The sequence below is a fragment of the Enterobacter sp. HNDS-6 genome, from assembly GCF_039850505.1.
Lineage (GTDB): Bacteria > Pseudomonadota > Gammaproteobacteria > Enterobacterales > Enterobacteriaceae > Enterobacter > Enterobacter kobei.
In genome coordinates this window covers 4033968-4058953 of sequence record NZ_CP156673.1, presented here as the reverse complement: position 1 = coordinate 4058953, position 24986 = coordinate 4033968, and the positions used below count along the sequence as shown (strand labels likewise).

Annotated in this window: 22 protein-coding genes; 13 read left to right on the top strand and 9 right to left on the bottom strand. The window is 56.0% G+C overall.

Going from position 1 to position 24986, the window contains the following annotated elements; all coding sequences use genetic code 11:
• Positions 1-31: 31 nt before the first annotated feature.
• Positions 32-3184, bottom strand: a complete 3153-nt coding sequence (gene oqxB / locus ABFI50_RS19045) for a multidrug efflux RND transporter permease subunit OqxB (RefSeq protein WP_014883649.1) — start codon at positions 3182-3184, stop codon at positions 32-34.
• A 24-nt stretch (positions 3185-3208) separates the two neighbouring features.
• Positions 3209-4384 (bottom strand): efflux RND transporter periplasmic adaptor subunit, encoded by a 1176-nt coding sequence (locus ABFI50_RS19040; RefSeq protein WP_045269516.1) that lies wholly within the window; start codon positions 4382-4384, stop codon positions 3209-3211.
• A 336-nt stretch (positions 4385-4720) separates the two neighbouring features.
• On the opposite strand from ABFI50_RS19040, the gene ABFI50_RS19035 reads away from it, so the two are divergent.
• Entirely contained in the window at positions 4721-5074 is a 354-nt protein-coding gene (locus ABFI50_RS19035; protein WP_014883647.1) for a helix-turn-helix domain-containing protein, read from the top strand.
• Positions 5075-5143: 69 nt separating this feature from the next.
• Positions 5144-5458 (top strand): YebG family protein, encoded by a 315-nt coding sequence (locus ABFI50_RS19030; protein ID WP_014883646.1) that lies wholly within the window; start codon positions 5144-5146, stop codon positions 5456-5458.
• Between the two features lie 11 nt (positions 5459-5469).
• Here ABFI50_RS19030 and catA read toward each other — a convergent pair whose 3' ends face one another.
• A complete protein-coding gene (catA, locus tag ABFI50_RS19025) occupies positions 5470-6144 on the bottom strand; it encodes a type A chloramphenicol O-acetyltransferase (RefSeq protein ID WP_045134998.1) in 675 nt (224 codons plus the stop codon).
• A 112-nt stretch (positions 6145-6256) separates the two neighbouring features.
• Positions 6257-7141 (bottom strand): LysR family transcriptional regulator, encoded by an 885-nt coding sequence (locus ABFI50_RS19020; RefSeq protein WP_032636721.1) that lies wholly within the window; start codon positions 7139-7141, stop codon positions 6257-6259.
• A 114-nt stretch (positions 7142-7255) separates the two neighbouring features.
• On the opposite strand from ABFI50_RS19020, the gene ABFI50_RS19015 reads away from it, so the two are divergent.
• The 8 genes from ABFI50_RS19015 (at position 7256) to clcB (ending at position 15665) form a co-directional block, all read left to right on the top strand.
• Positions 7256-8383: an alpha/beta hydrolase gene (locus ABFI50_RS19015; protein ID WP_045134997.1), complete on the top strand. Its 1128-nt coding sequence runs from the start codon at positions 7256-7258 to the stop codon at positions 8381-8383.
• Positions 8384-8433: 50 nt separating this feature from the next.
• Positions 8434-9633: an MFS transporter gene (locus ABFI50_RS19010; RefSeq protein WP_047626300.1), complete on the top strand. Its 1200-nt coding sequence runs from the start codon at positions 8434-8436 to the stop codon at positions 9631-9633.
• 169 nt (positions 9634-9802) lie between these two features.
• The gene (locus tag ABFI50_RS19005) at positions 9803-10546 is read left to right on the top strand and encodes a YoaK family protein (protein WP_014883641.1); all 744 of its coding nucleotides are present in this window, start codon (positions 9803-9805) and stop codon (positions 10544-10546) included.
• Positions 10547-10819: 273 nt separating this feature from the next.
• Positions 10820-11530, top strand: coding sequence for an osmoprotectant ABC transporter permease OsmY (gene osmY, locus ABFI50_RS19000; protein WP_045134995.1), 711 nt, complete (start codon positions 10820-10822; stop codon positions 11528-11530).
• A gap of 18 nt (positions 11531-11548) precedes the next feature.
• Complete coding sequence (osmX, locus tag ABFI50_RS18995) at positions 11549-12448, top strand: osmoprotectant ABC transporter substrate-binding protein OsmX (protein WP_045134994.1); 900 nt, start codon at positions 11549-11551, stop codon at positions 12446-12448.
• Positions 12449-12456: 8 nt separating this feature from the next.
• The gene (gene osmW, locus ABFI50_RS18990; protein WP_014883638.1) at positions 12457-13104 is read left to right on the top strand and encodes an osmoprotectant ABC transporter permease OsmW; all 648 of its coding nucleotides are present in this window, start codon (positions 12457-12459) and stop codon (positions 13102-13104) included.
• Positions 13104-14252: an osmoprotectant ABC transporter ATP-binding protein OsmV gene (osmV, locus tag ABFI50_RS18985; RefSeq protein ID WP_014883637.1), complete on the top strand. Its 1149-nt coding sequence runs from the start codon at positions 13104-13106 to the stop codon at positions 14250-14252. The genes osmW and osmV overlap by 1 nt, the downstream gene beginning before the upstream one ends.
• Before the next feature lie 102 nt (positions 14253-14354).
• Positions 14355-15665 (top strand): voltage-gated ClC-type chloride channel ClcB, encoded by a 1311-nt coding sequence (clcB, locus tag ABFI50_RS18980; protein WP_059287935.1) that lies wholly within the window; start codon positions 14355-14357, stop codon positions 15663-15665.
• Here the strand turns inward: clcB and bioD are convergent.
• From bioD to ABFI50_RS18965, 3 genes are all read right to left on the bottom strand, one after another.
• The gene (gene bioD, locus ABFI50_RS18975; RefSeq protein WP_014883635.1) at positions 15600-16295 is read right to left on the bottom strand and encodes a dethiobiotin synthase; all 696 of its coding nucleotides are present in this window, start codon (positions 16293-16295) and stop codon (positions 15600-15602) included. The genes clcB and bioD overlap by 66 nt on opposite strands.
• A 130-nt stretch (positions 16296-16425) precedes the next feature.
• Positions 16426-17646, bottom strand: coding sequence for a sugar metabolism global transcriptional regulator Mlc (gene mlc / locus ABFI50_RS18970; protein ID WP_023330287.1), 1221 nt, complete (start codon positions 17644-17646; stop codon positions 16426-16428).
• 120 nt (positions 17647-17766) lie between these two features.
• Positions 17767-18672 carry a LysR family transcriptional regulator gene (locus ABFI50_RS18965; protein ID WP_014883633.1) on the bottom strand — a complete coding sequence of 302 codons (906 nt, stop codon included), beginning with the start codon at positions 18670-18672 and terminating at the stop codon, positions 17767-17769.
• Between the two features lie 121 nt (positions 18673-18793).
• Here ABFI50_RS18965 and ABFI50_RS18960 point away from each other — a divergent pair, with 121 nt between their 5' ends.
• Positions 18794-20047 carry an MFS transporter gene (locus tag ABFI50_RS18960; RefSeq protein ID WP_014883632.1) on the top strand — a complete coding sequence of 418 codons (1254 nt, stop codon included), beginning with the start codon at positions 18794-18796 and terminating at the stop codon, positions 20045-20047.
• 75 nt (positions 20048-20122) lie between these two features.
• Here ABFI50_RS18960 and ABFI50_RS18955 read toward each other — a convergent pair whose 3' ends face one another.
• Both ABFI50_RS18955 and ABFI50_RS18950 read right to left on the bottom strand, forming a co-directional pair.
• Entirely contained in the window at positions 20123-21514 is a 1392-nt protein-coding gene (locus ABFI50_RS18955) for an APC family permease (protein WP_014883631.1), read from the bottom strand.
• Positions 21515-21870: 356 nt separating this feature from the next.
• On the bottom strand, positions 21871-23289 hold the full coding sequence (locus ABFI50_RS18950; RefSeq protein ID WP_032636739.1) for a glutamine synthetase family protein: 1419 nt from the start codon (positions 23287-23289) through the stop codon (positions 21871-21873).
• Between the two features lie 226 nt (positions 23290-23515).
• Between ABFI50_RS18950 and puuD the strand changes: the two genes are divergently transcribed.
• Positions 23516-24268: a gamma-glutamyl-gamma-aminobutyrate hydrolase gene (gene puuD, locus ABFI50_RS18945; protein WP_197061808.1), complete on the top strand. Its 753-nt coding sequence runs from the start codon at positions 23516-23518 to the stop codon at positions 24266-24268.
• 25 nt (positions 24269-24293) lie between these two features.
• Entirely contained in the window at positions 24294-24851 is a 558-nt protein-coding gene (gene puuR, locus ABFI50_RS18940; RefSeq protein ID WP_013096835.1) for an HTH-type transcriptional regulator PuuR, read from the top strand.
• The last annotated feature ends 135 nt before the right edge of the window (positions 24852-24986 follow it).

The following is a 24986-nucleotide window of genomic DNA, read 5'->3' as shown; positions in this document are numbered from 1 at the left end:
TGAAGGCGCTTTTTTGTTTTCTGCAACATCCCTATGCAGGCAGAACCTCCCTTTCCTCTTTACCGCGCGTAACGAATTTACGCAGCGTCACGTAAAACACCGGCGTCAGGAACAGACCAAACAACGTGACGCCCAGCATCCCGGAGAAGACCGTAATCCCGGTGACACCGCGCACTTCTGCGCCTGCGCCGTGGCCAAGGATCAGCGGAATGGTTCCGGCGATGAAGGCAATGGAGGTCATCACAATCGGGCGTAAACGCAGGCGGCAGGCCTCCAGCGCGGCTTCCATGATACCTTTGCCCTGAATTTCCAGCTCGCGGGCAAACTCCACAATAAGAATCGCGTTTTTACACGCCAGCCCCATCAGTACCACCAGCCCTACCTGCACGAACACATTGTTATCGCCACCGGTCAGCCAGACGCCAAACAGCGCGGACAACATTGTCATCGGCACGATAAGGATCACCGCCAGCGGCAGCGTCCAGCTTTCATACAGTGCCGCCAGCACCAGGAAGGCCAGCAGCACCGCGACCGGGAAGACGATCAGCGCCGTATTACCTTGTGTCGCCTGCTGGAAGCTCAGATCCGTCCATTCAATATTCATTCCGTTCGGCAATATCTGCTTCGACATACCTTCCAGCTGCGTCATCGCCTGGGCGGACGAGAGTACGCGCGGGTCGGCATCGCCAATCAGGTCAGCCGCCGGGTAGCCATTGTAGCGGATCACCGGATCCGGCCCGTAGGTGGTGCTGATCTTAACCATACTGCCAATCGGCACCATTTCACCCTGGTTATTACGGGTACGTAAGTTCGCAATATCCTCCACGCTCTCGCGGTACGGTCCGTCGGCCTGCGCCATTACACGCCAGGTACGCCCGAACTGGTTGAAGTCATTCACATAAGACGAGCCCAGATAGGTTTGCAGCGTACCGAACAGATCGGTCAGCGACACGCCCTGCGCTTTCGCCTTGTCACGGTCAACCTGCACGTCCAGCTGTGGAACGTTGGCCTGGTAGGTCGAGATCGGGAAATGCATCCCCGGCGTCTGCATAATCGCACCGGACATGGTATTCACCGCGTTCTGCAATGCGCCATAGCCAAGACCGGCACGATCCTGAATGTACAGGGAATAACCCGACCCCTGCCCCAGCCCCAAAATCGGCGGCGGCAGAATGGAGAAGCCAAAGCCCTGCTGGATTTGCGCAATTTTCGCATTGATTTCAGCGTTAATTTCCGCAGCACTGTGTTTACGCTGGTCGAACGGCTTCAGGCCAAAGAAGACCGTTCCGGTGTTCGGCGTATTGGTGAACTGCAGCGCATTCAGCCCCGGGAAAGCAACCGCATAGTCCACGCCTTCGGTATTCATCCCGATTTCGCTCATTTTGCGGATCACCGCATCAGTACGCGCCAGCGACGAGCCTTCGGGCATTTTCACGCCACCAATCAGGTACAGCTTATCCTGTGTCGGAATAAAGCCACCGGGAACCGCTTTAAACATGACGCCTGCGGCACACAGCAGCAGCAGATACACCACAAACACCGCGCCACGTCGGCCGAGCGTTTTACCCACCAGCCCCTGATAGCCAGTCGAGCTACGATGGAAAAAGCGGTTAAACGGTCGGAAAATCCAGCCGAACAGACGATCGATAAGCCGGGTCGGGAAATCTTTCGGTGCGCCGTGCGGTTTTAACAGCAGAGCAGCCAGCGCTGGCGAGAGCGTCAGCGAGTTGATAGCGGAGATCACCGTCGAAATGGCAATCGTTACCGCAAACTGTTTGTAGAACTGGCCGGTGACGCCAGAAAGGAACGCCATCGGCACAAACACCGCGCACAATACCAGCGCAATCGCGATAATCGGCCCGGACACTTCACGCATCGCCTGATGTGCCGCCGCAAGCGGAGCAAGCCCCTCTTCGATATTTCGCTCGACGTTTTCCACCACCACGATGGCATCATCCACCACGATACCGATAGCCAATACCAGCCCGAACAAACTCAGGGTATTAAGCGAAAAGCCCAGCAGGTAGAGAACGCTGAACGTCCCCACGACCGAAACCGGCACCGCGATCAGCGGAATGATCGACGCACGCCAGGTTTGCAGGAAGAGGATCACTACCAGCACGACCAGCACTACCGCTTCCAGCAGCGTTTGCACCACCGCACGGATAGAATCGCGCACGAATACCGTCGGATCGTAAGGTGCCGCCCACTTCATATCTTCCGGGAAACGGGTGGACAGTTCCGCCATTTTAGCGCGCACCGCGTTAGACAGATCGATGGCGTTTGCGCCAGGAGACTGGAAGATACCGATCCCGACCGCGTCTTTATTGTTAAGCTGCGAACGCAACGCATAGCTGCCCGATCCCATTTCAATACGCGCCACGTCGCGCAGGCGTACCAGCGACCCGTCCTGAGACGTTTTGAGAATGATATTGCCAAACTCTTCTTCGGTATGCAGACGCCCCTGGGCGTTAATGGAGATCAGGAAATCGCTCTCCTTCGGCAGCGGCTCGGCGCCCAGCTGCCCGGCCGACACCTGCACGTTTTGCTCCTGCATCGCCGTGACGACATCCGAGGCGGTCAGCCCGCGCGCCGCTACTTTATTGGGATCCAGCCAGACGCGCATCGCGTATTCGCCTGAGCCAAAAATCTGGATCTGGCCGACACCGGGCAGACGCGCCAGTTCGTCCTTCACTTTCAGCGTGGCGTAGTTGCGCATATACAGAGAGTCGTATTTACCGCCAGGCGAAAACAGATGCACCACCAGGGTCAGCGTAGGAGACTGTTTCTGCGTCGTGATGCCCAGACGGCGCACATCCTCCGGCAGACGCGCCTCGGCCTGCGCCACGCGGTTTTGTACCTGAACCTGCGCCTGATCCGGGTCGGTTCCCGGACGGAAAGTGACGGTCGTCACCAGCACGCCATCAGAACCCGCGACGGATTTCATGTACATCATGTTCTCAACGCCGTTGATCGCCTCTTCCAGCGGCGTCGCCACGGTCTCAGCAATCACTTTCGGGTTGGCGCCCGGGTACTCCGCGCGCACCTGCACGCTTGGTGGTACGACATCAGGGTATTCGCTCACCGGCAACAGCGGGATGGCGATTAATCCTGTGATAAAAATCAGAATCGACAGGACGGCAGCGAAAATCGGCCTGTCGATAAAAAAGCGGGAAAAGTCCATGGGTAGGATTCTCAGGTCAGATGATCAGTTGAGGGCGGTGCTGGCGGTCATGGCGACGGTTTTCGCGTTAACCGGCATACCCGGCATAAACACTTTTTGTAAACCATCGACGATGACTTTATCGCCGGGTTTCAGCCCCTGCTGCACGATGCGTAAGCCGTCCGCCAGGCGCCCTGGCGTAATATCGCGTCGCTGTGCTTTGCCCTCTTTATCCACGATATAAACATATTTGCGATCCTGATCGGTCAGCACCGCTTTGTCGTCAATAAGCGTGGCCTGGAATTCAGCGCTGCCCGGCAGGCGAACGCGAGCGAAGAGACCCGGCGTGAACTGACGCTGCGCGTTATCCAGCAGCGCGCGCATACGGATCGTACCGGTACTCGGCGCCAGCTGATTATCCAGGAAATCCACTTTGCCCTGATGGGGATACCCTTCCTCACCCGCCAGGCCAATTTCAACCGGTAGTGCAGTGTGATTGCTGGACGCCCCCTGCCCGCTGCGGGCGAGGTTTTGATAGTGGAGGTAGGTTGACTCATCCACGTCAAAGTAGACGTACACCGTCTTCTGCGAGACCAGCGTTGTCAGCACGCTGGCGCTGTCGCCCGCCGTGACCAGATTACCGCTGGTGATCAACGCGCGGCTGGCGCGGCCATCAATCGGTGCCGTTACTTTCGTGAAATCGAGGTTAAGCTGAGCGGCGTCTACCGCAGCCTGCGCGGCGCGAATATCGGCCTGCGCCTGAATGGCGGCCGCACGGCGCTGCTCCCACTCTTCACGGGATACCAGGTTGGTATTGATGAGTTTATCGGTACGGTTAGCCTCGCTTCGTGCCAGGCTGGCCTGCGTTTTGGCTCTCTCCAGCGTCGCCTGCGCCTGCTCCAGCGCGGCACGATAGGTTCTGTCATCAATCGTGAACAGCACCTCACCCTTTTTCACCTCCTGGCCGTCGGTGAAATTCACTTTGTCGATATAGCCAGAGACGCGGGGACGAAGCTGAACGCTCTCCACGGCTTCGATCCGGCCGTTAAAGCTATCCCACTGACTAATGGATTTCACAACCACATCAGCAGCATTGACGGCGGGCGCAGGGGGTGCAGCATTTTGCGCGGCGCTGTTATCACATCCGACAAGCAACAGGGAGAGCAATATCGCTCCCAGCGCATGCAGAGGTTCGTTTCCCCAGGTTTTTTGCAGGCTCATTATTTTTATTCCGGTAATTGTAGCCGCCGGGCAAGACGCGGCAGGAGGCACCGCGCCACTTCCTTTGTCCGGGCTGGCTTAAGGCCATTTGTGTCGTTCATCGCCACAAAACTGTAACAGTTGCGAATACACTATTCGCGGCGATTGTAGGAAGGCGCTTAACTAAGTGCAAGAATAATTGTTGCACTTTATGTGCTATTCGATCGGATGTTAAAAAGGCCCGTTTCAGGTAAGGATTTAAATGCAACAATAAAACTTGCAATTACTGCAAAAACGCGCCACCTTTAAATGCAACAGATAAAGATACCATTTAACAGGCTGCGTGGAGGTAACCCGATGAACACGGGCGCATTTATGCATGATTTACTCGACTGGATTGACAACAACCTTGATAGCCGTCTGGATATTGAGTCCGTCGCCAGGCGCTCCGGCTATTCGAAATGGCACCTTCAGCGACTGTTTAAAGAACATACGGGCTACCCTCTCGCCGGGTACATTCGCGCGCAAAAGCTGCAAAAATCCGTGGAGCGCTTAACCCACAGCGACGAACCGATTCTGAACGTGGCGATCGCGTTGGGTTTTGACTCTCAGCAATCCTTCAACCGCAGTTTTAAACGGCAATATGGCCAGGCTCCAGGCGCATGGCGGCGCAGTGTGGCCTGCCGTGAAACCCAGCAGGCGCACACGTAACGCACATTTTGCTGCAACTTTTTCCGGCCCCTGTTATACTGTACATAAATACAGTATGAGAGGTGCATGATGGCTGTTGAAACAAAATATGTTGTCGTAAGAAAAGGTGAAGAGAAAATGACATTTGCCAGTAAGAAAGAGGCTGACGCTCACGACAAACTGCTTGATATGGCAGAGGCGTTTACCGACTGGCTTTTGCAAAGCGGAATGCAGATGGATGAAACGCAGGCTGAAGATCTTGGCCTGTATCTCGCCGAGCAGAAAGATGCCGTGCAGCATATTTTGCGAACCAGTAAGCTCCCGGCTCTTGATACCCCTGCTGACGATAAAACCGAGTCAGGTGCAGCTGACAGTAAAAAAATCAGGGCGGTTAAAGCGGCCTGATGGCCACATCATCATTCCTGTTGCCCGGTCTGCTGTGGTAACGCATCGCAGACCTCTTGTAACTCATTAAAAAACCTTGCCACATGGAAACCATCGCAGACAGAATGATGTACCTGAACGGCGAGAGGTAATAATACCCTGCCCTCTTGCTCGTAATATTTTCCAAGCGTAAACATAGGGGCAAAAAAGTTTTTCATATTAGCCACGCTAACGCTGAAGCTCGTAAAACTTACCCACGGAATGCCGGATATAAAAAAGATATTTTCCCTGGATTCTTCTTTTGGCCAATACGCAAGTTTATCGCCATAGCGAGCCATGTCTTCAGAATAGGTTTTCTGAAAGTGCTGTATATCGCCATCGTAATGACTCCATAATGATGAAAAGGTCTCTGTTTCATTATGGAAAATCGTATAATTTGGATGAATTTCATTCCATATGACAAGCTCATTGTCCTTCATGGCCATACGGAATTCTGGGTGACGGTTAACGATTTTAGCAACGAGAAAAATAATCGTCGGATAAAACTTCCAGCCAACGTTTTTAATATGGCTTAGCAGCACGGTAATATCGACCAACACAGTCTGGTTAAACGTCGATTGAGCAAACCCCTGAAATACCTCAAAATGCTCCTTTCTTGCCCAACGGGATAAATCAACAGCCGTATATTCCGGGATTATTTTTTCCATTTTTAAGCCTTTGTTGAGCAAGCAGATCTTGACGTTAGCCTAAGTTTTTTTCCTGACTTAAGCAAGCAGGGGCCTGCAGTTCACATGTCGAAGAAAAACACGTTCACAGAAATTACATTTTCAGCGTATCAATAACGGCCCTCAAAGCCGGCGACACGTTGCGGTGGGGATAATAAAGATACAGCCCGTCCATGCGCAGGCTATAGCGCTGCAATACGCGGATAAGCGTTCCTTTTTCAAGATCATCAGCCACCAGCTCAAGTGGAACATAAGCCAGCCCAAGCCCAAGACGGGCGGCTTGGGCTTCCATATAGCTGTCTGACAATGCCCACTGCCCTTCTGGCCGATGGGTGATTTTTTTCCCGTCCTCGACCAGTTCCCACTGATAATCACTTCCATCAGCAAACTGATAGGCAATACAGGGATGCGCCACTAAATCAGCTGGCGTCTGGGGAAAACCATAACGCCTGAAGTGCCCCGGTGCAGCCACTACGGCCATTTCCATATCGGGCGTGATGCGCACCGCAATCATTCCCTGACTGACCTCAGCTCCCAGCCTGACACCCGCATCAAACCGCTCGGTGATGATGTCGACGAAGCGGCTTTCATTTATGAGTTCCAGCCTGATATCCGGGTAACGCTGTTTAAAAATGGCGAGCTTTGGCAGCAGGCATTTGTCGATGGCGTGCTGACTGGCGTTAATGCGCACCGTGCCGGACGGTGTCTGACGATAATGTGCGAGGGTCGCCAGACCCGAATCAAGTGCATCGAACGCGGATTCGGCTGTCTGATAGAGCTGCTCTCCGGCGTGGGTTAACGACAGCTTACGCGTGGTGCGAACGAGAAGCTGGACGCCCAACCGCTCCTCCAGCTCGCGCACCGAGCGGCTCACCCCGGATTGCGCCAGCCCAAGCCGCTGCGCAGCCGCGGTGAAACTTCCCTCCCGCACCACCTGCATAAACAGATACAGCTCATTGTAGTTTTCTCGCTTCGCCATTACGCCCCGCAATTCATAACAATTTGATATTAATTCTAGCAGATTATGGCCTCTAATCAGCACTCATTCTGCTAACTATAATGGCCGCAACACAACACCGCAGGGTATCGATACATGAAAACATTCACCCAAAAACTGTCTGTTGCGATGCTGCTATGCGCATCATTAAGTGGAGTGACAACCATGAGTTATGCAGAAGCCACCAATCCTAACGCCCCCGTCTCGATGGTTACAGCCTGGGACAAAACCTTTGCCAAAAGTGACCGGGTTGACCACCGTAAGGTCTCCTTCCAGAACCGTTACGGTATTACCCTGGTAGGCGATCTCTATCTTCCTAAAAACCGTGGCGACCGTAAGCTGGCAGCGATTGCCGTCAGCGGGCCATTTGGCGCGGTCAAAGAACAGTCCAGCGGTCTCTACGCGCAGACCCTGGCGGAAAAGGGGTTTGTAACCCTGGCGTTCGACCCTTCCTGGACGGGCGAAAGTGGCGGCCAGCCGCGCAACGTCGCGTCACCGGACGTCAACACCGAAGACTTTAGCGCCGCGGTTGATTTCCTGGGCGTGCAGAAAGAGGTCGACCGTAACCGCATTGGCATCCTTGGGATCTGCGGCTGGGGCGGTATGGCGCTGAATGCGGCATCCATGGATACGCGCATCAAAGCTGTCGCCACCAGCGTAATGTATGACATGAGCCGGGCGATGGGTCACGGCGTAGGCGACGGCAAAGATCGTTATTCTTCGGCAGATCGCCATGCTGTGCTGCAGTACCTGAATGAACAGCGCTGGAAGGATGCCGGGAACGGCACCTTTGCACAGGGCGGCCATGACATTTATGTTGACGAGAACGGCAAAGTGACCGCGTCAGAACGTATTCTGCCAGAAGCCTTGCCCGCCAACCCGAATCCGGTGCTGAAAGAGTTTTATGACTACTACCGCATGCCGCGTGGCTTCCACGCGCGTTCCGTCAACTCAACCGGCGCATGGACGGCAACTATGCCGCTCTCGTTCATGAACATGCCGCTGCTGAGCTATGCCGGAGAGATCGCTATCCCGACGCTTATCGTGACCGGCGAAAAGGCGCACTCCCGTTATTTCGCCGAAGATGCGTTTAACGCGGTCGGCAGCAAGCAGAAAGAACTGGTGATTGTCCCGGGCGCCAACCATGTCGATCTCTACGACAATGCTGCCGGGAAGATCCCATTCGCTCAGTTTGAACAATTCTTTAAAAACAGCCTGAAATAAACCTCCCTGCTGCCCGTTTCGACGGGCGGCTCTCTTCGCGAAATCAGACGATGTCCACATTAAACCACACCACTTCACAGCATGAGGAACATGCGTACTGGGGAGGCATTTTTGCCATGACCCTTTGCGTATTCGTCCTGATTGCCTCGGAATTTATGCCCGTGAGCCTGCTCACCCCGCTTGCCGCAGATTTAGGCGTGACGGAGGGGCTTGCAGGCCAGGGCATTGCTATCTCCGGCGCGCTGGCGGTACTGACCAGCCTCTTCCTCTCCCGGCTTGCCGGGAATATGAATCGTAAACACCTTCTGCTGGGCATGACGATACTGATGGCGCTCTCGGGGCTCATTATTGCCTTCGCCCAGAACTATCAGACGTATATGACCGGTCGCGCGCTGATCGGCATCGCCATCGGCGGGTTCTGGTCCATGTCGGCGGCAACGGCTATTCGCCTGGTTCCCCATCATCAGGTCACGCGCGCGCTGGCTATTTTCAACGGTGGTAACGCGCTGGCAACGGTCGTGGCCGCCCCGCTAGGCAGCTACCTGGGTGCAACCATTGGCTGGCGCGGTGCCTTCCTTTGTCTGGTGCCCGTGGCAATCGCCGCATTCCTGTGGCAGTACGTTAGCCTGCCAAATATGAGCGGGCGTAAAAACGGTGCGTCAGGTGAAGGCGTCTTTCGGCTATTTCGCCAGCCTGTCGTATCCGTCGGTCTGATAGCCTGCAGCCTGTTCTTTATGGGACAGTTTGCGCTGTTTACCTATGTGCGCCCATTTCTCGAGACCGTCACGCACGTCAGCGCCTCCGGGCTATCGCTGATTTTGCTCGCCATCGGCATTGCCGGATTTGTTGGCACCCTTCTCGTTACTCTGGTTCTGAACGCGGCGTTTTACCTGACGTTAATAGCGATTCCACTGCTGATGGCCGCCATCGCTGGCGCGTTGATTTTGACCGGGCATAACGTGTGGATTGTTGCCCTGCTGTCAGGCTTGTGGGGAATGCTGGCGACGGCAGCACCGACGGGCTGGTGGGCGTGGGTCGCCCGAACGCTACCGGAGGATGCCGAAGCGGGCGGAGGGTTAATGGTCGCGGTGATCCAGCTCGCCATTGCACTGGGTTCAACGGCGGGCGGTATGGTGTTTGATCGCCTCGGCTGGCAGAGCACGTTTGCCCTGAGCGGCATAGTGCTGCTTTGTGCAGCTGCGTTGACGTTTATGCTTTCACGCCTCCGCGAAAGCGCCTCATGGAAATAACGGCGTAGCGTGAGGTTTCAGTTTGGAATACTTTTCGTAAGGATATTTTATTTAATTACTAAACCCTCAACGTCGCCAGAGGGAATAATAATTAAGCAATATCCTGGACAGCCCGTCGACACGCTTTGCTAGCCTGATTATTCAGGCAAAGCTCACCCCGGAGGTATTCTTGCTGATTAAACTCAAGAAAGAACGAACGCACCAGGAGGATCGCCGGCTTGCTCTCTGGCTGGCGACCTCAGCAGGTTTGCTCAACGCCATTGCCCTTGGGGCCTTTGGCTTTTTCCCCTCTCATATGACCGGCAACACCTCACAATTATCCAGCGAAGTCTCCTCCACCGATCTGAGCGATATCATTTTCTTTGGCTCGATTATTCTCTCCTTTGTGGCGGGTGCAATCCTTGCGCGTCTTATCGTGATATGGGGCATTATCCATAATGTCAGGCTGGTTTTTTGCCAAATCCTTTTTGTCGAAGGGATATTATTAACCGGCGTATCTCTCTACGAGATGTATTTCCATGCGCTCACCAGCAACCGCGAGATAATTATTTTCCTGTGCTGTCTGATGGGCATTCATAATTCAACCTCCACACAGCTTTCCGGCGGACGGGTGAGATCGACGCACATTACCGGCACGCTGACGGACGCGGGAATTTCCCTGGCCTCCGTCACGGTTGCCATGCTTCGCAGGGATTACTCCAAAGATACCGCGGCACAAAAAAGTCAGTTGAAAACCCACTTAACCACCCTTTTCTCGTTCATTACCGGGGGTATCGCCGGGTTACTGCTCTTCAGATGGGTTGGCTTCAACGCCATGCTGGCGCTCGGGTTGATGCTCTCCGTTGTCGCGACCGTATCGATTATCAGTATCTCAGTGCGTGTTCGCCGTGTACGCCCCCTACTCAGCAGATAAAGCTCTCAGGCAGGGTGACAGGAACATCGCGATACGTGACCCTGTCACTTTATGGGCTGCGCTTTAGGACTATTCTGCCTGCGCCATATTCAGCCCTTACGCCATAAGGCCTGACTTAAGGTTGTCACGCTTTTCATAGGGTTACTGATTTTCCCCCTTCGCTGGAACCCTTCCCAAACGCTTGCTATAGGTCAATTACCCCTGCCGAAACATGGCATAACAACAGGCAACCGGTGGTTGCTATAACGCATGCGCACAGGGAGACACACCGCAATGCACTCATTACTCAAACGTTCGCTGCTGTTTGTTGGCGCGATTATCATGGTTCTTGCCCTTCTCATCTGGGGGATCGGACTTGAGACAATCAAGGCGCGTCAGGTTGACCTGATTTATCTCGGGCAACAGCACATGATCCTGGTTTTCTCGTCGATGTTTTTTGCCCTGCTGGTCGGTATTCCGGCCGGTATCCTGCTGAGCCGCCCGGCCGCGCGGGGTATCGCCGAATATGTGATGCAAATTTTCAACGTGGGTAACACGCTGCCACCGCTGGCCGTGCTGGCCCTGGCGATGGTGGTGATTGGCATCGGCGATACGCCCGCCATCATCGCGCTGTTTCTTGCCTCGCTGCTGCCCATTGTGCGCAATACCTACGCGGGACTGTGTTCCGTTCCGGCCTCGTTACTTGAAGCCGCAAACGGGATCGGGATGACCAAATGGCAGCGTCTGCGTCAGGTTGAATTGCCCAACGCCTGGCCCGTCATGCTCTCCGGGATCCGCATCGCCACCGCCATCAACGTCGGTACCGCGCCGCTGGCCTTCCTGATTGGTGCCAGCAGCTACGGTGAGCTGATTTTCCCCGGCATCTATCTGAACGATTTTCCGACCCTGATCCTCGGCGCGGCGGCCACCGCCCTGTTCGCCCTGATCCTCGACACCCTGCTGGCGGCGCTGGGTCGCGTGATGAGCCCCCATCTCGCTCAATAACAATAACAAGGAGCTTTTATGAGACTGTTTTCCGGCCTGACGGCGCTGTGCGCCGCGGCGCTCTTCACCAGCCAGGCAATAGCAGCCCCGCTGATCCTGGCAACCAAAAGCTTTACCGAGCAGCATATTCTCTCGGCCATGACCGTGCAGTATTTACAGAAGAAAGGATTCCAGGTACAGCCGCAAACAAATATCGCCACGGTGATTTCCCGTAACGCGATGATCAACAAACAGATCGATATGACCTGGGAGTACACCGGCACGTCATTAATCATCTTTAACCACATCAACAAACGCATGTCGCCGCAGGAGTCTTACGAGACGGTGAAACGCCTGGACGCAAAGCACGGTCTGGTATGGCTTAAACCCGCTGACATGAACAATACCTATGCTTTCGCCATGCAGCGCAAGCGCGCCGAGGCGGAACACATCAACACCATGTCAGAGATGGTGGCGAAGATTGAGCAGATCCGTCAAACCAACCCGGAAAAAAACTGGCTGCTGGGCCTGGACCTGGAATTTGCCGGGCGCAGCGACGGCATGAAGCCGCTGCAGGCCGCCTATAACATGACGCTGGACCGCCCGCAGATCCGTCAGATGGACCCGGGACTGGTCTATAACGCGGTGCGCGACGGCTTTGTCGACGCCGGTCTGATTTACACCACCGACGGGCGCGTGAAGGGCTTTGACCTGAAGGTGCTGGAAGATGATAAAGGCTTCTTCCCGAGCTATGCGGTCACTCCGGTGGTGCGTAAAGACACGCTGGAGGCTAATCCGGGTCTGGAAGAGGCGCTCAATACCCTCTCCGCCCAGCTCAACAACGACGTTATCACCGAGCTGAACAAGAAGGTGGATATCGACCATCAGTCACCGCAGCAGGTCGCCCGTGATTTCCTGCGTAGCAAACAGTTGCTGTAGGAGGCGCTATGGATACCGTTCACTACATCCTGGATAACTGGGACTATCTGTTAACCCTGACGCTGCAGCACCTGTGGCTGGTGGCGCTGGCCGTGGGTTTAGCCATCCTCATCGGCGTCCCGCTGGGCGTTCTGATTGTCCGTCATAAATGGCTGGCAACGCCAGTACTGGGCATCGCTACCATCGTGCTGACCATTCCGTCCATCGCCCTGTTTGGTCTGATGATCCCGCTCTTTTCGCTGATCGGTCAGGGTATCGGCGCCCTGCCCGCGATTACGGCGGTGTTTCTCTACTCGCTGCTGCCGATTGTACGTAACACCCATACGGCGCTCGACAGCCTGCCGCCGGGGCTGCGTGAAGCCGGACGGGGCATCGGCATGACCTTCTGGCAGCGTCTGCGCTGGGTGGAAATCCCGATGGCGCTGCCGGTAATTTTCGGTGGGATCCGTACCGCCGTCGTCATGAATATTGGCGTGATGGCGATTGCCGCGGTAATCGGCGCGGGTGGCCTGGGCCTGCTGCTGCTCAATGGTATTGGCGGAAGTGATATTCGCATGTTGATTGCGGGCGCGCTGATGATTTGTCTTTTAGCTATTGTGCTTGACTGGCTGCTGCACCGTTTGCAGGTGGTTCTGACTCCAAAGGGGATTCGATAATGATAAAACTGGAAAACCTCACCAAACACTTTTCACAGAAGCACGGCCAGACCTTTAAGGCCGTCGATAACGTCAACCTGAACGTCCCCGAAGGGGAAATGTGTGTCCTGCTCGGCCCGTCCGGCTGCGGGAAAACCACGACACTGAAGATGATTAACCGCCTTATCACACCCAGCAGCGGAACAATCCTCATTAACGGTGAAGACACCAGCGGGATGGACACGGTGACCCTGCGCCGCAATATTGGCTACGTGATCCAGCAGATTGGCCTGTTCCCGAACATGACTATCGAAGAGAACATCACCGTTGTACCGCGCATGCTGGGCTGGGATAAAGCGCGCTGCAAAACCCGCGCCGAAGAGCTGATGGATATGGTGGCAATGGATCCGCGTAAGTTTCTTAGCCGCTATCCGCGCGAGATGTCCGGCGGCCAGCAGCAACGTATCGGCGTCATCCGCGCCCTGGCGGCGGATCCTCCGGTACTGCTGATGGATGAACCGTTCGGCGCGGTGGACCCCATCAACCGCGAGGTGATCCAGAACCAGTTCCTGGAGATGCAGCGCAAGCTGAAGAAAACGGTGATGCTGGTCAGCCACGATATTGATGAAGCCCTGAAGCTCGGCGACCGAATCGCAGTCTTCCGTCAGGGGAAAATCGTGCAGTGTGCCAGCCCGGATGAACTGCTGGCAAAACCGGCCAATGAATTTGTCGGCTCGTTTGTTGGTCAGGACAGGACGCTGAAGCGGCTGCTGCTGGTCTCCGCAGGAGACGTCACCGACCAGCAGCCGACCATTACGGCGCGGAGCTCTACGCCGCTTCCTGAAGCCTTTGCCACGATGGACGACAATGATATTCGCGCAATTACCGTGGTCGACGAGCACGGAAAACCGCTCGGCTTTGTGAAACGTCGCGAAGCGCGCAACGCCAGCGGTACCTGTGCCGACATCCTGCATCCGTTCCGCATGACCGGCAAGGCGGAAGACAACCTGCGCGTCGTGTTGTCACGTCTGTATGAAAGCAATACCAGCTGGATGCCGATCGTGGATGAGGACGGGCGTTACAACGGTGAGATTTCGCAGGACTATATTGCCGAGTACCTGAGTTCCGGGCGTACGCGTCGGGCACTGAATATTCATAGCGACAGTTAACCCTTCTGGCCGGGCCTCGCCCGGCGCTTTCGCACGCATACCTTTTGCTAACCCCGCGATTTCCCGCCACAATATTGTATCGTTCCCCTGTAATCGCGACCCATGCAACGTCTTCATGCTTACCCCGACATCCGGGCGATGTTTCGCCGACTGTTGATTGCCACCGTCACCGGCGTGCTGGCGGCGCTGGCCGTTGCGGTGTTTCGTCACAGCATGTACCTGCTGGAGTGGCTGCTTCTCAGCAACGACAGCGGTAGCCTGGTGAATGCCGCCGCATCGCTCTCGTCCTGGCGGCGCGCGCTGACGCCTGCGCTGGGTGGGCTGGCCGCCGGGGTACTGCTCTGGGGATGGCAACGACTGACCGCCCAGCGGCCTCACGCGCCAACCGATTACATGGAGGCGCTGGAGACCGGGGACGGCCAGTTTGATTACGGTGCCAGCCTTGTAAAATCCCTGGCGTCGCTGCTGGTCGTCGCCAGCGGAAGCGCCATCGGGCGCGAAGGGGCCATGATCCTGCTTGCCGCTCTCGCCGCCTCCTTTTTCGCTCGCCGTTTTACGCCCAAATCTGAATGGAAGCTCTGGATCGCCTGTGGCGCCGCGGCCGGGATGTCCAGCGCTTATCATGCCCCCTTAGCCGGAAGCCTGTTTATTGCAGAGATTCTGTTTGGCACGCTCATGCTGGCCTCACTCGGCCCCGTGGTTATTGCGGCGGTGGTGGCGCTTCTGACCACGCGCGTGCTGGCACCCGGCGCCAGCACGCTCTATGAAGTCCATCTGAGCGGCATACTGACCGCGACAGATTATGCCCTGCTGGTCGCCATGGGTCTGCTGGCAGGTCTTTGCGGACCCCTGTTGATGTGGCTGATGACGTTTAGCCACGGACTGTTTCTGCGTCTCAAACTTTCGCCGCCGTGGCAGCTGGCGCTGGGGGGGTTGATCGTCGGGCTGCTGTCCCTCCTCACGCCGAAGGTATGGGGGAATGGCTACAGCGTGGTTCAGGCTTTTCTGCTCGCCCCGCCGCTGCTGTCGGTGATTGCCGGAGTGTTTATCTGTAAATTGCTGGCGGTACTGGCCAGCAGCGGTTCGGGTGCACCGGGCGGCGTGTTTACGCCCACGCTGTTTGTCGGCATGGCGACGGGGATGCTGTTTGCGCAGCTTTTCGCGCTGTGGTTACCGGGTTCTGAGACGGCAATATTGCTGGGACTGGCGGGAATGGCAACGCTACTTGCTGCGACCACGCATGCGCCCATTATGTCGGCGCTAATGGTCTGTGAAATGACCGGACAGTATGTTTTACTGCCCGGTTTACTGGTCGCCTGTGTGGTGGCGTCCGTGCTGTCGCGAACGTTACGCCACGACTCGATCTACGGCCAACACGCCGCCGAGGGCAGAGAGATCGATGTACTGCGCTAACTCGCGCTGCTCGGCACGAGGCAGATAAGGCAGCTCCCCCACCAGCGGCCCAGGCAGTTTGGCGCTCAGCACGTCGATGATCTCCGCGTAGTGCGCCAGGCCCGGGTTGATACGGTTTGCCACCCAGCCCACCAGCGGCAGGCCGTCATTGGCAATCGCCTGCGCTGTCAGTAGCGCATGGTTGATACACCCTTCCTGGATACCCACCACCATCACCACCGGAAGCTGTTCCTGGACGACCCACTCAGAGAGCGGACGCAAATCATTCATCAGGCTGCGCCAGCCGCCCGTCCCTTCGACCACCACGTGATCAACCTTCTCGCTCAGGTTCGCCAGCCCGTCGGACAGCAGGGGATAATTAATCAGACCGCTGTGCGCCACGCTGCTCTCCTCTTCGCTTAAGGCAATGGGATTGACCGCCTGATAAGGCAGTTCCAGCGACGAGACGCTTTGCAGCACCAGGGCGTCTTTATTACGCAATCCCTCTGGCGTCTCTTTACTCCCTTTTGCGACCGGTTTGTACCCTGCCACGCGTTTACCGCTTGCTGCAAGCGCCTGCAGCAATGCGCGGGATACGACGGTCTTGCCGACAGAGGTATCTGTACCAGTAACAAAGAAACGCTTAAGCATGACTCACTCCACCTCTTGGGTATGCTTCGAAAATATAAACCAGGTAAATAATTCAGTGGAGGAAGTCTACGGGATGCGTGCGCTACCCGGCTTGAGATAGCGCAATTTTTCGTACATCTGCGGAAAAGAGTTAACCCTGTAACAGGCGGATAAGCAGCGAGCCGTTATACATGGCATCTTTGACCAGCGCCGCGCCTGCCATTGTGCCCTGGTTAGAGAATTGGGTGCTTTCCACCGCAATATTCTTGCTGTAGGCGGGAAGCGACTGCTGATGGATACAGGCCGAGATCGCCGGAAAGAGGATCTCCGCCGCCTGGCTGAGCGGGGAGCCAATCAGGATTTTTTGCGGGTTAAAGAGGTTCACCATAATCGCCAGGATGCGGCCAACGTTATTCCCCACCCCGGTAATAATATCCTTCGCCAGCAAATCTCCCTGACGCGCGGCGGCGCAGAGGGAATCGACCGTTAAGGGTTGGCCGTGCAGCGAGGAGCTCATGGACTGGCTGAGCCTGACCTGCGCCAGCTCCAGCACGCTTTCTACACTGGCAATAGTCTCCAGGCAGCCATGGTTCCCGCAGTAGCAGCGCTTCCCGTACGGGTCGACCTGAGTGTGCCCGATTTCCACCAGGCTGCTGCTCCCGGCGTGAAGAAGACGCCCGTCGGTGATGACACCCGCCCCAACGTTATGGTCGATCACCACCTGAATCACATCACGCGCACCGCGCGACGCGCCAAACAGGGCCTCCGCCATGGTCCAGGCACTGATGTCATGCTGAATATAGACCGGCACGCCGGTATGGTTTTTCAGCACCTCTCCCAGCGGCATCTCTTTAACATCGTCGTAAAACGGCATGCGGTGCACGATGCCGTTTTCGGTATCAATAATGCCCGGCATGGTGATGGCGATTGCCGTTAAGCGTTCCAGCCGCTGCTGATGGCGGATAAAGAAGTTATCGATATGGGAGACAATGGCATCGAGGAGCGATTGTTCCGCGTTGAGCGGCAGCTCAAGCCGATCCTCCACCACCAGTTTGCTGCTCAGATCGCGCAGCGCGAGGAAGATCTCCCCGCGACTGATGCGCAGTGACAGGTAATGCCATGCTTCCGTCTCAACCACCAGCCCGACCGCCGGACGGCCACGGCTGCCCGGCTCCTGAATTTCCGTCTCCTGGACCAGGTGCGCTTCCAGCATTTCACGGACAATCTTGGTGATACTGGCAGGTGCCAGCTGTGCCAGGCGCGAAAGATCGATACGCGAAACCGGACCAAGCTGATCAATCAGGCGGTATACCGCGCCAGCGTTGGTCTGCTTAATCTGATCAATGTGCCCTGGCTGACTATCAGCAACCACCTCGTACTCCCTTATTTTCGAGCTTCGAAATAAACTTTGGGCTATGGTGAAGCACTTCCATAGCTGTCGTCAAATATTTACTTAGCTCTGTGATTTACCGCACATTTTTATCCCTTTTCCCTACCGGTTTTGCCCACCTGAAGCGCTGATTAACTGCTGTTTGAAGCGCTGCGCGGCGTGGCTCTGTTCACGATGTTTTGACCAGACCAGCCACATCTCGGAAACGGCATCCTCTTCGGCGATGGGAACCCAGCGCATTTCGCGCAGTTGTACCCGTTTAAAGGAGGCCGGAAGAATAGAGACCCCCAGTCCGGCGGCGACCAGCCCAATAATGGTCATCGCCTCGCCCACCTCCTGGGTGATAACCGGAGCAAGATCGTAGCGACGCATCAGTCCCAGAATGTCGTCATACAGGCCCGTTCCGACCTGAGGATCAAAAAAGACAAAGGGTTCTTTTGCCAGCTCTGCGAGCGATACCGCCGGACGCGAGGCCAGCGGGTGGTCAAGGGGGATCATAGCCATCAGGGGTTCATGCAGAATCACCTGCCACGCCAGCGTGTCCGGCAGCTGCGTATTCCGCATCAACCCCAAATCCAGTGCGCCTTCATTCAGCGGTGCAATTTGCTCGCGGGTATTAATTTCGCGCGTCTGAATATGCACATCCGGGAAATGGCGGCGGAATGAGGAAAGCGTCTGGGAGACGGCGCTGATAAAGGGCGCAGACGACGTAAACCCGATTCGCAGCTCACCGGCTTCTCCGAGGTAAAGCCGCTCTGCACGGGCGGCGGCGTCATCAACCATGCTCAGGATTTGTCGGCTGTCGGTCAGAAACTGCTTACCCGCCGCCGTCAGGCTCACGCTGCGGTTGGTGCGGGCCAGAAGGCGCGCGCCCACCTGCTGTTCGAGGATTTGAATCTGCTGGCTTAAAGGGGGCTGAGAGATATTCAGCCGTGCCGCCGCGCGGCCAAAATGCAGCTCCTCAGCAACGGCGACAAAATAGCGAAGATGACGCAGTTCGATATTCATATTTTTAAAGTATCATTTGAGATAATTAATATATTAGACAGAATATTTACATTTTCCTACCCTGATCGTGTGGTCATACCCGTCACCCGAAATCACGGGGATGTTTAAGCAAGGAAACTGTGTGAGTCGTACAACCTCCATTGATATCTCTCCGGCCAGCGATATCAATGATTTACCCGTAGCATCGCAGCCGGTTCAGTTCATTAAACGTGGTACTCCCCAATTTATGCGCGTTACCCTGGCGCTCTTTTCGGCCGGTCTGGCCACGTTTGCCCTGCTCTACTGCGTTCAGCCGATCCTCCCCGTTCTCTCCCATGAGTTTGGCGTATCGCCCGCCAGCAGCAGCGTTTCGCTCTCGATTTCAACCGCGATGCTGGCAATTGGCCTGCTCTTTACCGGCCCTTTGTCCGACGCCATTGGCCGTAAACCGGTGATGGTCACTGCCCTGATGCTGGCCTCGGTCTGTACGTTGCTCTCGACCATGATGACCAGCTGGCACGGCATTCTGGTGATGCGCGCGCTGATCGGGCTGTCGCTCAGCGGCGTGGCCGCGGTCGGGATGACCTATCTCAGCGAAGAGATCCATCCGAGCTTCGTTGCCTTTTCGATGGGGTTGTACATCAGCGGGAATTCAATTGGCGGCATGAGTGGGCGTCTGCTGAGCGGGGTCTTTACGGACTTCTTTAGCTGGCGTATTGCGCTGGCGGTTATCGGGTGTTTCGCGCTGGCATCTGCACTGATGTTCTGGAAAATCCTGCCGGAATCACGCCATTTCCGCCCGATTTCCCTGCGCCCGAAAACGCTGTTTATTAACTTCCGTTTGCACTGGCGTGATAAAGGGTTGCCGCGCCTGTTTCTGATGGGCTTCCTGCTGATGGGGTCATTCGTCACGTTGTTTAACTATATTGGCTATCGCCTGATGCTTTCGCCGTGGCATCTGAATCAGGCCGTGGTCGGTTTGCTTTCTGTGGCTTATCTCACCGGCACGTGGAGTTCGCCGAAAGCCGGGGCGATGACCGCACGCTTCGGCCGCGGGCCGGTCATGCTGGTCTTCACAGCGGTAATGCTGCTCGGCCTGCTGCTGACGCTCTTCTCCTCACTGTGGCTGATTTTTGCCGGGATGCTGCTCTTCTCCGCCGGGTTCTTCGCCGCGCACTCGGTCGCCAGCAGCTGGATTGGCCCGCGCGCGCGTCGAGCCAAAGGACAGGCATCGTCGCTGTACCTGTTTAGCTATTACCTGGGATCCAGCATCGCCGGGACGCTGGGCGGCGTGTTCTGGCATCACTACGGCTGGAACGGCGTGGGCGGGTTTATCGCCCTGATGCTTTGTGCCGCGCTGCTGGTGGGGGCAAGTCTTCATCAACGTTTGAGATAATAAGCGTGCGGGCTGATGTCCGGTAAGACGCACGAGCGACCTAAACGGCACCAGCGTACTGGTGCCGTTTATCGTTCAGGAATCCCAGGCCTGCTCTATCTTACCGGCTTCAAACTGCGGAGGCGGTTTTCGGAAACGGCGCGTTAGCCATGTCAGGTAAAGGATCCCCAGTGCCGCCCAGATGAGGCCAAGCGTCAGGGACGTCGCTTCGAGGTTTATCCACAGCACGCCGACCGTTACCGCCCCAATAAGCGGCAGCAGGAGATAGTGGAAACGATCTTTCCACGTTTTGTTCAGCCCCTTACGCCGCCAGAAATGGTTGTACACCGAGAGGTTAACAAACGTAAACGCCACCAGTGCGCCAAAGTTGATCAGCGCCGTTGCGGTCACGAGGTCAAAGTACAGCGCCGACAGGGCCACTATCCCCACCATAATGACGTTCAGGGCCGGGGTACGCCATTTCGGATGCACATAACCAAACACCCGCTCCGGAAAGACGTTGTCACGCCCCATCACATACAATAACCGCGAGACGCTGGCGTGCGAGGCCAGACCCGAAGCCAGTGTATTGACAAAGGTGGTACATAAAAACACCGACTGGAAGAGCTTACCGCCCACGTACAGTGCTATTTCCGGCAGCGCGGCATCCGGGTTCTTAAAGCGCGCGATGGTCGGGAAAAAGAGCTGCATGAAGAACGAGGCAATAATGAATATCAGCCCGCCGTACAGCGCGGTCAGGAAAATGGCTTTGGGAATGACCCGTGCCGCGTTTGGCGTCTCTTCCGATAGCGTGGTAACCGCATCAAAACCGAGGAAAGAGAAGCAGACGATAGTCGCGCCGGTAATAATAGGGATCAGATGTGCGTTCTCGCTGATAAACGGCTGCAGCGACCAGACGGTGCCGACCCCTTCTCCCTTGTGCAAGCCATGCACCACGAGGATGACAAACACCACCATAATCGCGACCTGCACCAGCACAAACAGGGTATTAAAGTTGGCGACCAGGTTAACACTCTTCAGATTCGCCAGCGTCAGGATCGTCACAAACCCCACTACCCAGACCCACGGCGGGACCTCAGGGAACATCGCGGAAAGGTAGATCTTCGCCAGCAGCACGTTGATCATCGGCAGGAAGAGATAGTCCAGCAACGATGACCAGCCGACCATAAAGCCCACGTGGGGTCCAATCGATTTCTGCGTGTAGGTATACGCGGAGCCCGCTTCCGGGAACTGCCGTACCAGTTTACCGTAGCTGATGGCGGTAAACATGACGCCAGCCAGCGCCAGGAGATACGAGGCGGGCACGTGGCCGTTGCTGATACCGGACACAATACCGAAGGTATCAAACACGGTCATGGGGGTGAGGTAAGCCAGCCCCATCATCACCACCTGCCAGAGCTTGAGGGAACTGCGCAGTCGGGTTCTGCCGGCCATGCCCGGCGCGTCAAGAGATGTGTTAGTCGCCATACACCGTCCCCCCCATGCTTACCGTGGTTTGCAATCGCGTTGACCTTAACGCAAACCTGCTTAGCAAAGGGGGAAGTTGTGAAGAACAAACGCGACCGTACCAGCGCACCGTCTCTGGCTCGCATTCACCATGGAAGCCTGACTGGCCCCCTTCGCCCTGCGGATAGTTGAACATCTGCATCATTTCCTACCTCGTCACACAGTGTCGTTAAGAAAGTCCCTGTGCCGCCTGCGCTCCATAACGCGACTCCCGGGAGATAGCTGGCGTGCCAGCGAACAGTTCGGCCAGGCTCCGCGCAGGCCGTATGGTGATACGTATGAGATGAAACAAAGCGGCCCCTTACCGGGGCACGTTATCAGGCGTTTTTCAGCATCCACTCGATTTCTGTTTCAGTAATCAGGCGTTCAAACTGCAGTAATTCATCATTTTTGCAGGCGTGATACACGTGGCAGAAACGCTCGCCCAGCCGCTCGCGGAGGCGATCGTTTTGCATAAACTCCCACAGCGCATCACTCTGACGAATCGGGAACGGCAGTCCGTCCTGCTCCAGGCCATTGCCTTCAACCTCTTCCTGCAGCGGTAAATCGTTATCCAGCCCGTGCAGAATGCCGGCAAAAATCGCCGCCATCACCAGATACGGATTCGCGTCTGCCCCTGCCACCCGGTATTCGACACGATGGTTATGGCGATCGCCGCAGGGAATACGCAGGGCAACCGTGCGGTTGTTGTGTCCCCATGACGCCTGCGTCGGCACGTACATACCCGGCTGGAAACGGCGGTACGAGTTGACGTTCGGGGCCAGCAGCGCCATGGACGCTGGCATCAGATCGATCATCCCGGCCAGCGCGCGTTTCAGCAGCGCGGAATCCTCGCCGCTGGCGTCCGCTAGCACGTTTTCGCCTCTGTTGTTTTGCATACTGATGTGGATATGCATCCCGCTGCCCGCATGCTCTTCATACGGCTTCGCCATAAACGTGGCATGCATCTTATGTTTTTCTGCCATCTGCCTGACGAGACGTTTTAGCGCCAGCGCATCATCACAGGCATCAAGCACGTTTTCCGTATGGTGCAGGTTAATTTCAAACTGACCCGGCGAGGCCTCAGCCACTGCGCCATCGGCGGGGATCAGCTGCAGCTGCGCCAGTTCGTCAATGTCGTTCAGCACGTCAGCAAAGTGGTTGAGATTATCAACCGAGTAGACCTGGCTTTGCGTGTTACGCACGTCGGTGCCCGGCGCGCAGGGTGGCTGCAGATAGCCGTCGGCATCGCGATTCCGATCAAGTAAATAGAACTCCAGCTCTACCGCTACCACGGGGAACAGACCGCGCTGGCGCAACTGCTGCCAGAGCCGGTTGAGTACGTTCCGCGGCTCAACGTCAAAGGGAGCGCCATCTTCATCGACCATGGTGAGCTGCACCTGACCAATGTATTCCGGGTCCGCAGCGGACGGTGTCAGGGTGCCCGGCACCGGCACGCAGACACAGTCAGGCTCGCCGAGCTCCTGCCCCAGGCCCGCCTCTTCCACCACGTTACCCAGAATATCCATGGCGAAAACCGACGCCGGGAAATAGCAGCCTTTTTCGAGTTTGTTCAGTCCGGCAACCGGAATACGTTTACCGCGAAAACAGCCGTTCAAATCGGTCAGGAGGACATCAATAAACTGGGTGTTCGGATACTGTTCTAAATAGCGCTTCACCTCCTGCGTAAAGGCGCTGCCCCGCCTCTCATCCGTGTAGTGAACAAAGTTCTCAACTTCTACGATATTGGTTTCCATGATTTACCACCGTTTTTGGGATTTGCGTTCGCTGCTCAGGACTGTCAAATATAATGTCCACTCTATCGAATCTGTATGCAAATAAATTGTTTGTCAAATGTTAAATTAAGTTTGCAAAAGGCAGATCCCGTTGCTAGATTGAGAAAATATTGAACGAAAAGGCCGTTTTACAGGTGAAACTGGCCTAAATTTAGTCCACTTTGTGAGGGCGATCATGGAAAATATAATGAACAAGCCAGTCATTGGCGTGGTGATGTGCAGAAACAGGCTTAAGGGTCATGAGACCCAGACCCTGCAAGAAAAGTACCTGAATGCCATTATCAATGCGGGGGGCTTACCCATTGCCTTACCGCATGCGCTGGCAGAGCCAGAGTTGCTTACCACTCTGCTGCCAACCCTGGACGGGATTTACCTGCCGGGCAGCCCAAGTAACGTGCAGCCGCACCTTTATGGTGAAAACGGCGATGAGCCTGACGCCGATCCCGGGCGTGATCTTCTGAGTATGGCGCTGATTGCCGCCGCGCTCGAAAGGCGCATCCCCATTTTCGCCATCTGCCGGGGGCTGCAGGAACTGGTTGTTGCGACGGGAGGGACGCTGTATCGTCGCCTGTTCGAGCAGAATGACCTGCTTGAGCACCGGGAAGATCCTGAACTGCCGGTTGAGCTACAATACGCCCCGTCTCATGAAGTTCAGGTTCAGGAGGGAGGACTGCTGTCTCAATTAATACCAGGCTGTAACACATTTTGGGTAAACTCGTTACACGGGCAAGGTGCACGAACGTTAGGATCACGGCTTCGCGTGGAGGCCCGCTCGACGGACGGGCTGGTTGAAGCGGTCAGCGTGCATGACCATCCTTTTGCCCTCGGCGTGCAATGGCACCCCGAATGGAACAGCAGCGAGTACGCCCTGTCACGTATGTTGTTTGAAGGTTTTATCACCGCCTGTCAAAGCCACATTGCCGAGAAGCAACGACTTTGACCACTACCGTAAAGGAAATGCAACTATGAGCGATGACGGACTGGCGCCAGGGAAACGTCTGTCTGAGATCCGCCAGCAACTGGGTCTCTCGCAGCGGCGTGCCGCCGAACTGTCTGGGTTAACACACAGTGCCATCAGCACCATCGAGCAGGATAAAGTCAGTCCTGCCATCAGTACGCTTCAGAAGCTGCTGAAAGTCTATGGGCTGTCGCTCTCGGAATTCTTTTCGGAACCGGAAAAACCTGATGAACCGCAGGTGGTTATTAATCAGGAAGACCTTATCGAAATAGGCAGTCAGGGGGTTTCGATGAAGCTGGTTCACAACGGAAATCCGAACCGTACGCTGGCGATGATTTTTGAAACTTACCAGCCTGGAACCACGACCGGAGAGAGGATCAAACATCAGGGTGAGGAGATCGGTACGATACTGGAAGGTGAAATTGTGCTGACCATTAATGGCCAGCCTTATCACCTGGTTGCGGGGCAAAGCTATGCCATTAATACCGGCATACCGCACAGCTTCAGCAATACCTCGGCAGGCATCTGCCGCATTATCAGTGCCCACACCCCCACCACGTTCTGATAACCACTCAGCCCCGGCGTAAAGACTTACGCCGGGGTAAATAAAAACGATCAATGTCGGCATTTTACGGGTTAATCCCCGGGATGCCTCACGGCTTCGTATTGCCTGAAACGGCCATGCCTTTATTTATCTGAT